This window comes from Sphingomonas sp. GW821-FHT10C01 (genome assembly GCF_059415525.1).
In genome coordinates this window covers 1,699,212-1,710,787 of record NZ_JBWKNK010000001.1, presented here as the reverse complement: position 1 = coordinate 1,710,787, position 11,576 = coordinate 1,699,212, and the positions used below count along the sequence as shown (strand labels likewise).

The window sequence follows — 11,576 nt, the reverse complement described above, 5'->3', positions numbered from 1 at the left end:
TTCACACATCGGCGGCACGCAACGCCGTCTAGTCCAGCTGTTTGAAGCGGATTGCCGCGCCTCCGCCGGGGCGAAGCGACAGTTCAAGGCGATCGGCACTGGTGACGACGCGCCGCTCGATCTCGAGTCCGAGCGGGTTGTGGCGAAAGTCGGCATCGGGTGCGTCGCGATAGATCTGCGCTTCATAGCGCCTGCCGGGGACGAGGAAGTCGAGCGGCTGGACGAGGCGGCGCGGGTTCTCGTCGGTCACCGCACCGAGGAACCAGTCCTGCCCACCACGCGGCTGGCGCGCGACCACGGCATAGTCTCCGATCTCACCCGCCAGTGTCTTCGACACTTCCCAGTCGGTCGGCACGTCGCGGATGAACTGGAACGCGTCGAGCCTTGCCTCGTAATTCTCGGGCAGGTCGGCGGCCATGTGTACGGGCGAGTAGAGCACGACGTAGAGCGCGAGCTGCGTCGCCAGCGTCGATTGCACGCGACGGGTCAATTCAGTCTTGCCCTGGACGAGATCGAAGATCCCCGGCGTATAGTCCATCGGCCCGGCCAGCATGCGTGTGAACGGCAGGATCGCGACATGCTCGGGGGGATTGGTGGGATTACCCCAGGCGTTGAACTCCTGCCCGCGCGCGCCCTCCCGGCTGACCCAATTGGGATAGGTGCGGCGCAGACCAGTGTCCTTGACCGGCTCGTGCGTGTCGATGGCGATGCGGTGCTTCGCCGCCTCCTCCACCACATGCAGATGATGGCGCACCAGATACTGATCTGCGAACCAGTGCTGGCCGCCCAGGGTGTCGACCAGCGTGCCGCTCGGACGGACATAGCCGGTCTTGATCACCGACACCCCGGCCCCCTCATAGAGTTTGAGCGCATCGGCAAGCTGCGCCTCGTAATTGGGGATCGCGCCGGCGGTTTCGTTATGGCCGATCAGCTTGACCCCGCGCGCCTTGCCATAGGCAGTGAGCCCGGGAAGGTCGAAATCGGGATAAGCCTGCGTGAAGCTGAATTTGTCGCCATTGGCGATCCAGTCACCGTCCCAGCCCTTGTTCCACCCTTCCACAAGCACGCCGTCGAATCCGTACTTGCCGGCGAAATCGATGTAGCGCTTGACGTTGGCAGTAGTCGCGCCGTGATAGGCGCCGCTGCCCCAGCTGGTTTTGTTGAGGTGCATTTCCCACCACACGCCGACATATTTCCCCGGCTTGAACCAGCTGACATCGCCGAGCTTGTTGGGATCGTTGAGGTTGAGCGTGATGCGGCTGTCGGCGAGCGCGGCGGCACTGTCGCCGATCAGCACGGTGCGCCACGGCGTGACGAACGGTCCCGTCCGCCGCGCCGCCACACCGTCCGGCAGCGGCATTAGCCATGCCCTGAGCGTACCCGCACCGTCGCCCTGCAGCAGCATGCTCGGGAAATCGACCAAGGCCGCTTCGTGGAAGGAGAGATGGGTGCCGTCCACGCCGCGCAGCGTCAGCGGTGTCTCAGCGAGGGTGATTCGGCGGGCCTCGGTCTGGGTGTAGAGATATTCGTCACGATCTGTGCCCAGCGCCTGGTACCACCAGGCCTGCCAAGCACCCGCTGGGCGGAACTCGGTCCGCTCGCCCGCGACCTCCACAGCCTGCCCGGCGGGGATCGCATCATAGGCGTAGCGGAAGCCGAAACCGTCATCGAACAGGCGGAAGATGACGCGGACCGCGCGATTGAGCGGCGTGTCGCCGGTGAGCGTGACGGCGAACTCGATATGATGGTCGCGGATCAGCCGCTGCTCGCCCCAGGGCTGTTCCCAGCTGGTGTCGATCGCCCGCCGCCCGGCCAAGGTCAGTGTCGTGAACCGGACGGCGGGCTCCCCCTTAAAATCGAGGCCGAGGCGCGCGGGCGCAAGTAGTTCCTTGCCGTTGCGGCGGACTTCGTAGCGAGCCTCCCCCAGCGCCACCGACACGCACAGCTCGATCACCTTGCCCGGCGATTGCGCGCACTCGGCGGCGCGAGCCGCGCCAGGCGCTGCGACAAAGGCCAGCAGGATCAGGATACGCAGGATCATCGGGCAGTCTCTTCCGTGGGAGGGCGGATGCAATCGTGTGGGGAGCCTCATGACAGCGGCTTCACCAAGATGCGGGCGAGATACTGGTCGTGGGTCGGTGCCTTCAGCACCTGTTCCCGCACGAAGCCGAGCATGCGCCGCAGCTGCACCTTCACCTCGTCGGGCGAGGTGCGGTCGATGGCGGGCAGATAGCTGTCGGGCACCACGCCATGACCGACGAGCAGCGCGCGCCAACTGTCGGGAAGGAAGCTCTCCTCCTCGAACGAGGCCACTTCACCGCGGGCCTGGAACAGATTGATGGCATGCACCACCGCGTCCGGCCGTGGTGCGGCCCGGCCCTCTGCCCAGAAGATTCCGAAATATCGGGCCAGCGCATAATGCGCCGACTGGAAATCGCGCACCCGATCGAATGCGGCGTGCATGGCGCGATTGTACTCGGCGCGCCGGGCTTCGTAACCGTCATTGCTGGCAGGAAAATTCGCCAGCAACCGAACCAGCCCGAGCTGAACCGCATGCAATTCGACCCCGAGCAACAGATCGAACACGCAGGCCGCCTCGCCGATCGCCACACAATTGCCGCGCCACGCCGTCCGCCGGCCGGGATCGAGCGGACGGATCACGGCGTCGTCCAGCGCAAGCCCACTCGCCGAGCGGGCGCGGTCGAGCGCCGCGTCGTCGCTGCACGCGGCGGAGGCATAGGCCTGTACCACATGCGTGTGGCCGATGGCGGGGTGAAGCGCGGTCCACCCGCCTTCCCAGGCGCGGATTTCGGCATAGGTCGGGATCGGCGCGATGCCCAGCCCGCGTGCGGCGAGCAGGCGATCAGCCGGGAAGTGCGCACGCCAGCTCTCGCGCGCCGGATCGATCACCGCGATCAGCCCCGCCTCCGGCCCGGTGGCATCGACGAACAGATCCCCGTCGATCCAGCCGGTTGGGGTCTCCAGCGCCACGATATCGCCGGTTTCAGGGTTCAGCACTGGCCGCAGGATCTGCGCTGGATGGATCGCGACGCCGGCCTTCTCCGCCAGCGATTTCAGACTTTGCGCATAGGCGACAGCGGGCAGATGATAGCCATAATCACTGCGGCCATAGAGTTCTGTCTCTTCGTTCGGGATCAGCAGCCGGCCCTGCCGCGCGGCCGCGGCGGCAAGCGAGAACTCCTCCAGCGGAACAGGCAACCCGTAACGGCGCGCTTTCAGCCAATAGGCGAAGAAGTCGCCACCCGCGATCGGCGCACCAGCGGCGCCATAGGCGTGTAGAAAGGACGGCAACCTACCCAAGGCGTCAGTGAAATTCTGCCCGAGCGAGAAGCAGCCGCCGACGGCACGCAGCAACGCCGCCTCGTCGATGCCGATGCGGTTGTGCAGCGCCTCAAGTGGCGGCAGCGCGGGATAGACATCGGCAGGTTCGCGCGTGCCGGGTAGCTCGACCGCGGCGACCGTGACACCGGCCGGGGCCAGAGCGCGCGCCAGCATCACCACGCTCAGCCACAACGCCGCGTCGCGCCCGGCGACCACGATGCGCGTCGGTGCGCTCATCGCGCGCGCTCCAGTTCGACTTCGCCGCAATAGCCGGCGAGGAAATCGGCGTGCGAGGGGGTGTCGGCAGCATTGGTGGCGATGCGCACGCGCAGCTCGTTCAGCCGCGCCTCGAGCTGATCGAGCGGAATGCGGTTCGCCAGCGGGTTCCAGGTGCGCGGGATCACCCCCTGCCCCTCCAGCACCGACAGCCAGCTATCGCGTGAGAACAGGCCGAGCGTGTATTCGGGCGCGGCGGCGCATTCCTCGAACAGTGCAATCTTATGCGCGAGGCTGTCGGGCAGCGTCATCGACCGGACATGATCCCATAGCGGTTCGCCGGCGCGCGCGTTGGTGGCGTAATGCAGCACGACGAAATCGCGCGCGCGATCGTAATGGATTTCGAACAGCCGGTTGAACTCGGCGGCGAGGCGCGGGTCGATTCCCGTCGCCCGCGTCGGCATCAGGCTGGCAAGATCGACGACCGCAGCCTGGATCAGGAAGATGCTGGTCGACTCCAGAGGCTCAAGAAACCCGCCGGCGAGACCAATCGCCACGCAATTCCCCACCCACGCCCGCGCACGGCGGCCCGCCTGAAACCGCAGCAGCCGCGGCTCGGCGAGCGCGGGACCGTCGATCGCTGCCATCAGCGTGGCGTGCGCCTCATCCTCGCTGCAATAGCCGCTCGAGAAGACATGGCCGTTGCCGGTGCGGTGCTGAAGCGGGATGCGCCAGATCCAGCCGCCGCGTTGCGCGGTCGCGCGGGTATAGGGGGTGAGCGGGGTGACACGCTCGCACGGTACGGCGAGCGCGCGATCGCACGGCAGCCAGTGGCTCCAGTCGCACCAGTCCACGCCCAGCGTCTGGGCGACGAGCAGCGAGCGGAACCCGCTGCAGTCGACGAACAGGTCGCCGGATACGGTCTCGCCGGACTTGAGCGTCAGTGTCTCGACGTTGCCAGCGTCCGCATCGCGGGCGACATCCATCACCTGCCCCTCGATCCGCTCCACCCCGCGCGCGGTCGCCCATTTGCGCAGGAACGCGGCATAAAGGCCGGCATCGAAATGATAGGCGTAGGAATAGGTCGAGCGGATCGACTTCGGATCGGGATCGGGCGGCTCGAACGCATTGGCGCGTGCGAGCGCGATCGCGTAGCTGTACTCCTGCAACGAACCGACGTCGCACCCGGCCAGCCGCGCACGCGCCCAACTATGCTGGAAATCCACTCCGGCCCAAGGCTCGCCGAAGGTACCGAACGGGTGGATGTAGCGGCTGCCCGATCCGGTCCAACCGACGAACTCGATGCCCAGCTTGATGCTGCCGCGGGTGTCGCGCAGGAACTCGGCCTCTTCGATACCGAGCATGTCGTTGAAGGTCTTGATATGCGGAAGCGTTGCTTCGCCGACGCCAACAGTGCCGATCTGGTCGGATTCGATCAGCGTGATGTCGTAGTCGACAGGGTCGAGCTGCCGCACCAATGCCGCGGCGCACATCCAGCCCGCCGTGCCGCCGCCCAGGATCACGATCCGGAGCGCATCGGGGGAAGACGGGCGGGACGACGAGCTCGTCTGTGCCAGCATGACTCGACCGATCAACAAGAGAAAAATGGCGCCGCCACGGCAGATCGCGGCGGCGCCAAGGGGAAAGTCAGAACTTGAAGCGGGCGCCGAACTGGATCCGGCGGTCGACGCGGTTCCAAGCCGAGTCGATGAACTTGGGCGCTGCGCCGGGCGTCTGTGGGGAATCCCCGAAGATCTGCTGCTGATAGGAGGTCGTGGTGTTCAGCAGGTTGGAACCCTCGATCGAAAGCTCGAGGAACCGGGTTGGCGAGACGCGGAGTGAGGCGTCGAGGAACCCGGCCGCCTTCTGGAATACCGGGAAGCCGATACAGCAGTCGAGATTCTGGGTCAGGTAGCGCGACCGCCAGTTATAGGCGACGCGCAGACCGATCAGCCCCTTCTCGTACAGCGCGACCGCATTGAACGTGTGGTCCGAAATGCCGGCGAGACGCCCTGAGTCGATCACGAACCCGGTGCCGCCCAGCGCCTGCTGGCCCGCGCCAAACGCCCCGATATCTCCGCTCGATGATGCGGTGATCAGATTGGAGTTCTTGATCCCGGACTGGTGGACATAGGTATAGTTGAGCTGCGTGCCGAACCCGCTGAGCCAGCCGGGCAGGAAATCGAAGAAGGTCTGGTAGCCCACCTCCACGCCCATCAGCTTCCCGCCATTCTTGATGTTGCTCGGCCCGTTGATCTGAACGGTCTGCGTCGAGGGGCCGTTGGGAATGGTGCGCAGGAACTGGCCATAGGAGATGGCGTTATGCAGCTGCTTGTAGAACAGGCCGATCGTCAGCGAGGTACTGGGTCCCATATAGCGCTCGAACGACAGGTCGAACTGATGCGCGCTCAGCGGCTTCAGCGCTGCGTTGCCCGAATTCGCTGCGAACACGAAATTGTAGCCCACGACATTCGCCGCGGTTTTCGGCGCGGTCGGCGAATTGAAAATGATGTAGGGCGAGTCGGGTGTAGTGTTGATGAGCAGGTTGTTGATCGCCAGCGTGTTGCGCAACAGGCCGATATCAGGCCGCGACATCGCCTTGGAATAAGCAAAGCGGATGAAGTTCTTGTCATCCAGCCCAAACCGCACGTTGAAGCTCGGCAACCAGTCCGTCCGTGAAGACTTGAAGGTATCGGGCGTCGCAGCACCGTTGGCATAGGCGCGGATCGCAGATGTCAGATAGCAGCTGATATTGACGATGTTGGTGGCCGAGAGCGGTGCGTTGCACGCTGGCAGGCTGTCGAACAGGTTCGTCGCCGGGAAGGCGATGTTGCCGATGCTGTCCTCTTCGGTGCGGACCACCCGCAGGCCGACATTGCCGACCACTGTGACACCGCCGAAGATGGCCTTGTCGCTGCCGCCGAAGCGCAGCATCGCATAGGCCGCCTTGGTCCGCTCACGGATCTGCATCACCTCGCCAGGGGTGAAGCAATCATCGACCGTCGCCTCTGCGCGGTCGCAGATGGCGGTGTATCCGGTGCCGAGCGGCGAGTTGGTGTTCGCGCCGCCTAGCGCCGAGATCAGGCGCGGGAAATCCTGGAGCGTCGCGCGGTTGAGATAGACCAGCGGCCCGTTGGGATAGGACTGTCCGTCGTAGAAGTCGCCGAGGCTCGCAGATTCCCAGATTCCCGCGCCATAGCCCTTGAAGGGCGCGTGGCCGGCATTGCCGCCGCAATTCCCGGTGCCGGTCGGATAGGCGCCGCCAGTGGTGTTGTCGATGTTGAAGCCCGGGCCGTTGCAGTTCCAGCTCGCCGCGATTGGGGTCCAGTTGAAGGTCGAGTAACGCACCTTCTGGCGACGGTTGGCATAGCGCACGCCGACCTTGAGCGAGTCGAGCCAGCCGCCCTCGTCGAATTCATATTCCGCGTCGGTGCGGAAGGCGAATTCCTTCGCGTCATTGTCCTCGACATGGCCCTGGATGAAAGGGAGCCAGTAATTGTGCGGATTGGCCAGCCCACCGGCCGCATAATTGACGTTGGCACCGGGCAGCAGTTCCACCCGCGGCGTGCCGTCCTTGTTCACGCTGTACTGCATGTTGGCCATCGACCCGGTCGCGACCAGAATGTCGTTATTGTAGGTCGAGGCGTCGATGAACTGCACGTCCGCGCTAAGGTGGAGCCGGTCGGTCGGATCCCATTTGATGTTTGCAGAGAGGTCGCTCGTCCCTTCCTTGTGCGCGAAATTGCGCGCCTCGTTCTGGAAATAGAGACCGTTGCGGGGATCGGCGCCGCAGATGCCGCCGCCGCAATAGTTGACGAAGGGCATCCCCGGAACGGCGGAGCCGGCGTTGATCGCCGCCTGCACGCTCTCATAGGTACCGCTGAAGCTACCATGCGGCTGAGTCAGCAGGCCGGATTGCAGCATGCCGTTCGACCCGAAGGTCAGTCCGCTGCTGCCGGCAAGGACCGAACCCGAGCGTGGGTTGAACGCGCGCGTGCCGAAGTAATTGCCATCGAAGACGGTATGGCTGGCGCGCTCTAGCCATGCATTGGTGTAGTGCGAGTCGATATATTGGACGCTCGCCTTGAGCGTGCCCGCGTTGTTCTCGAACTGGGCTGCACCGGCGATACCGCGGCGCTTGCGGTCGTAGTCGACCTGTGAATAGCGGATGCCGTCCGGCGCATAGGCCCAGCCGGTACCGCCAAACGGGTTGGTGGTGCACGGGATAGTGCCGTCGGTCGACACGATCGCGCGATCCACGGTGCCGAAGCCGGCGGTGCAATAGGTGTCGATCTTGTCCATGATGACGCTTTCCGTGCGCGTCACCACATGGCTTTCGGCATAGTTGCCGAGGATGCCGAAGCGGCCGATCCCGGTTTCGACCGAATAGCTGACCAGCCCTGAGAATTCGTGCGTCCAGCGCTCAGAACGGTCGCCATAGTTCGCCTTGACGCTGCCGGTCACCAACAGCCCCTTCTGATCGAGTGGCAGGCGCGTGCGCAGGTTGACGGTGCCGGCGATGCCGCCCTCGATCATCTCCGCGGTCTGGTTTTTGTAGGAATCGACACCCGCCAGCAGCTCCGGGGAGACGTCGTTGAACTGAAGTCCACGCGCGGAGTCGGCGGAGAAGCTGTCCCGCCCGTTGAATTCGGTGCGGACCTGGGTGAGGCCGCGGATCAGCACGCTGGTCGGCTCGCCCGACGGATGGGTGCTGTCGTCGGCGGACTGCAGTCGCCCGACGGTGATGCCCGGCACGCGCTGGAGCGCTTCGGCGGCGGACTTGTCAGGGAAGGCGCCGATATCGGTCGCGGTGATCGAATCGACAAAGGTATCCGCGTTCTTCTTGATGTTCTGCGCCGAGGCGAGTGCGCCGCGAACACCGATGACAACGATGTCGTCACGTGGCGCGTCTTCCTGAGGGATATCACCTGTGGACGATTGCCGCGCCGCGGGCGGGCCGTCCTGAGCCTGCACGGCGCCTCCCATTGCGATGATTGCGAGTGCTGCCAGCGATACCCCGCCGCGCAATGCGACATGACAGCCGCGACCCAAGTCCGTTCCCTTCATCCCCGTCCTCCCCATGACCGCCCCTTCGGGGTCGATCCGCTTTGATCAGCGGGATCAGGCGCAAGCACAGCCCGCCCCATCTGACTTGCGTAACTTTGCGTAAACTGCGCAAAGTGGCAAGCATAATTTTGCACGCCGCAGCAAAGCACCAAGTTTTACAGATATGTAAAATATTTTCAGTAATTTAATGAGCATGCTTGGGGCCGCATCGACAGTATTTGCACCCGCAATAGTCGATAGTTATTGCGCTTTATGCAAATATTTGCATAACTTGCAGCCATGTGGAGTCACTCCCCGCCCCCTGCACGCGCCGACTCGGGCGCGGCAACGGCCGTTTCAGACCGCGCCGCGCCTGGGGATCGTAAAGGTACAGAGCGCCGCCAGCGCCAGCGACCCGGCGGAGAGCAGCAAGGCCGCGATCGCCTGGCCGTGAAAGACCTGCCCGACCAGCGGGCCGAGCACGGTTGCCGCGATGAGTTGGGGCAGCACCAGGAACATGTTGTGGATGCCCATATAGACCCCGGCCTTGCCCGGCGGCACCGCGCTGGCGACCATCGCGTAGGGAATCGAGAGGATCGCCGCCCACGCGCAGCCGAGGCCGAGCGCGGACAGCCACAGCATCCGCGGATCGTCGATCACCGCAAAACTGAGCAGGGCCGCGGCACCGGCCAGCAGGGAGACGGCGTGCGTGGCGCGCCGGCCGATCCGCGCCGCCACCAGCGGCAGCAGGAAGGCCCCGACCGCGGCGACCCCATTATAGCCGGCGAACAGGATGCCGACCCAGTCGGCCGCCTCGTGATAGGCGGGCGAGGCCGGATCGACGGTGCCATAGTGACGCGCGGCGACGGCCGGGGTCGCATAGATCCACATCGCGAACAGGCCGAACCAAGTGAAGAACTGGACGATCGCGAGCCGCGCCAGCAGCCGCGGCATGTGCAGGATATCCTCGACGATCTCCAGCATGCCGAGCGAGCGCCGGCCGCGACGTCGCAGCCATACCGCCGCCAGTTGGGCGAGACCGAAGATCATCGCCATCGCGGCGAGCAGATAGATTTCACGCTTGCCCCCGGCGAGCCACGCGGCCAGCGCCACCCCCGCCCCGCCGAACAGCCATACCATTCCCCTGCGCGCCAGCCTCGCCGCGCCCGCCGCGCTCGGGATCACATGCGCCGCCGCGCGATCGGGGCCGGCGCGGACCGGGCATTCGGACGTGGTCAGCACCGACCATCCGACCGCCAGGAACAGACAGATACCGCCGATGTAATAGGCGACATGCACCGACATCGGCAGTGCTCCCGGCTCGGCATGCGCGCTGACGGCGAACCAGTTGGTCAGTATCCACGGCAGCGCGGACGCGAACACCGCGCCCAGCCCGATGAAGAACACCTGCATCGCGAAACCGGTGGTCCGGCGCCCCTCGGGCAATTTGTCGGCAACGAGCGAGCGGAACGGCTCCATCGCGACATTGATCGACGCGGTGAGCAGCCACAGCAACAGGCTCGCGGTCCACAGCGTCTGTGCGTTGGGCATTGCGAACAGCGCCACCGCGGCCAGCGTCGCGCCGATGAAGATGTACGGCCGGCGCCGGCCGAACCGCCCCGCAGTGCGATCACTCAGATGGCCGATCAGCGGCTGGACCAGCAGGCCCGCCGCAGGGCCTGCAATCCACAGGATCGCGAGCTCGTCGACATTCGCGCCGAGCGTCTGGAAGATGCGGCTCGTATTGACGTTCTGCAGGCCCCAGACGATCTGCACGCCGAACAGGCCGAGGCACATGTTCCAGATCTGAACGAAGCGCATGGGAAAAGGACCGGCGGCATCCGCACCGGCGTGCTCCCCACGCGCCGCTCCCTTTTCTTGCAAACTCACCCTTTCGGTGCGTTAACCCGCCGGTGCCGGCGAAGAGGTCAATTTGAGGCGAATGAACAGCACGGGCAATAACAATACGACGCTCGAGGATCTGGCGCGGCTCGCCGGCGTCTCGATCTCGACCGTGTCGCGCGCGCTCAACGATCACCCGTTGATCAGTACGCGGACCAAGCAGCGCATCTGGGCGCTGGCGCGCGATCACGAATATCCGTTTCGCCGCCACATGCCCGCCGCGCCGATCGGGGCCGAGGGATCGATTGCGATCGTCACCCCGCACATGCGCGGCGGCCCGCTGCCGCTCTCGCACCCCTTCTTCCTCGAACTGCTCGCCAATATCGGCGAGGCGGCGCGCGCGCGCAGCTGCGACTTCACGGTCAGCCACACCGCGCCGACCGATTATGACGACCTCGTCTCGGTGGTCACGACCAGCCGCGCAAGCGGGGTGATCTTCCTGGGCCAAAGCATGTTGCATGAACAGTTCAACCGGCTTGCTGACACAAATGCCCGTTTCGTGGTGTGGGGCGCGCGCATGCCAGGGCAGGCCTATGGCACTGTCGGCTCGGACAACCTGCTCGGGGGGCGCCGCGCCACGCTCCATCTCGCACGGTTGGGACGGAAGAAGATCCTGTTCCTCGGCGGCAGCGATCCCGAAGCCGAACAGCGCCGCCGTGGTTACCTCGAAGGTCTCAAAGAAAGCGGGCTAGAGGTCGATCCAAAGCTTGCCGCGCAAGTCGAGTTCGAGCTCGAATCGGCCGAAGCCGCCGTCACCCGCCTATTGCGCCGTCACGTCGTGTTCGACGGAATCATCGCCGCCAGCGACCTGATCGCACTCGGCGCCGTCCGCGCGCTGCGCCGTGCGGGGTTATCGGTGCCGCAGGATGTGTCGGTGGTAGGTTATGACGACATGCTGCTCGCACGCCTCAGCACCCCTGCGCTCAGCACGATCCGGCAGAACACCCAAGAAGCCGGACGCAAGCTTGTTTCGCGAGTGCTTGATCTGACGCCCGACCATCAGCCCGAATATCTTCCTACCGATCTGATCGTCCGTGAATCTTGCGGCGGTTAAGTGGCCGTAGTTTGGG

Annotated in this window: 6 protein-coding genes; 1 reads left to right on the top strand and 5 read right to left on the bottom strand. The window is 65.1% G+C overall.

The features are described 5' to 3' along the window. Positions 1–28: 28 nt before the first annotated feature. From AC07M1_RS08280 to AC07M1_RS08260, 5 genes are all read right to left on the bottom strand, one after another. Positions 29–2,041, bottom strand: a complete 2,013-nt coding sequence (locus tag AC07M1_RS08280) for a glycoside hydrolase family 97 protein (protein WP_495162067.1) — start codon at positions 2,039–2,041, stop codon at positions 29–31. 47 nt (positions 2,042–2,088) lie between these two features. Then, the gene (locus tag AC07M1_RS08275) at positions 2,089–3,579 is read right to left on the bottom strand and encodes a tryptophan 7-halogenase (protein WP_495162066.1); all 1,491 of its coding nucleotides are present in this window, start codon (positions 3,577–3,579) and stop codon (positions 2,089–2,091) included. After that, positions 3,576–5,138: a tryptophan halogenase family protein gene (locus AC07M1_RS08270; protein WP_495162065.1), complete on the bottom strand. Its 1,563-nt coding sequence runs from the start codon at positions 5,136–5,138 to the stop codon at positions 3,576–3,578. The genes AC07M1_RS08275 and AC07M1_RS08270 overlap by 4 nt, the downstream gene beginning before the upstream one ends. A gap of 67 nt (positions 5,139–5,205) precedes the next feature. Then, the gene (locus AC07M1_RS08265; protein ID WP_495162064.1) at positions 5,206–8,625 is read right to left on the bottom strand and encodes a TonB-dependent receptor; all 3,420 of its coding nucleotides are present in this window, start codon (positions 8,623–8,625) and stop codon (positions 5,206–5,208) included. A 336-nt stretch (positions 8,626–8,961) separates the two neighbouring features. Continuing rightward, a complete protein-coding gene (locus AC07M1_RS08260; RefSeq protein ID WP_495162063.1) occupies positions 8,962–10,425 on the bottom strand; it encodes an MFS transporter in 1,464 nt (487 codons plus the stop codon). A gap of 121 nt (positions 10,426–10,546) precedes the next feature. Between AC07M1_RS08260 and AC07M1_RS08255 the strand changes: the two genes are divergently transcribed. Further along, on the top strand, positions 10,547–11,560 hold the full coding sequence (locus AC07M1_RS08255) for a LacI family DNA-binding transcriptional regulator (RefSeq protein ID WP_495162062.1): 1,014 nt from the start codon (positions 10,547–10,549) through the stop codon (positions 11,558–11,560). The last annotated feature ends 16 nt before the right edge of the window (positions 11,561–11,576 follow it).

Coding starts and splice junctions, on each gene's coding strand:
- AC07M1_RS08280 (WP_495162067.1), bottom strand. CDS start 2,041: ATGATCCTGCGTATCCTGATCCTGCTGGCCTTTGTCGCAGCGCCTGGC.
- AC07M1_RS08275 (WP_495162066.1), bottom strand. CDS start 3,579: ATGAGCGCACCGACGCGCATCGTGGTCGCCGGGCGCGACGCGGCGTTG.
- AC07M1_RS08270 (WP_495162065.1), bottom strand. CDS start 5,138: ATGCTGGCACAGACGAGCTCGTCGTCCCGCCCGTCTTCCCCCGATGCG.
- AC07M1_RS08265 (WP_495162064.1), bottom strand. CDS start 8,625: ATGAAGGGAACGGACTTGGGTCGCGGCTGTCATGTCGCATTGCGCGGC.
- AC07M1_RS08260 (WP_495162063.1), bottom strand. CDS start 10,425: ATGCGCTTCGTTCAGATCTGGAACATGTGCCTCGGCCTGTTCGGCGTG.
- AC07M1_RS08255 (WP_495162062.1), top strand. CDS start 10,547: ATGAACAGCACGGGCAATAACAATACGACGCTCGAGGATCTGGCGCGG.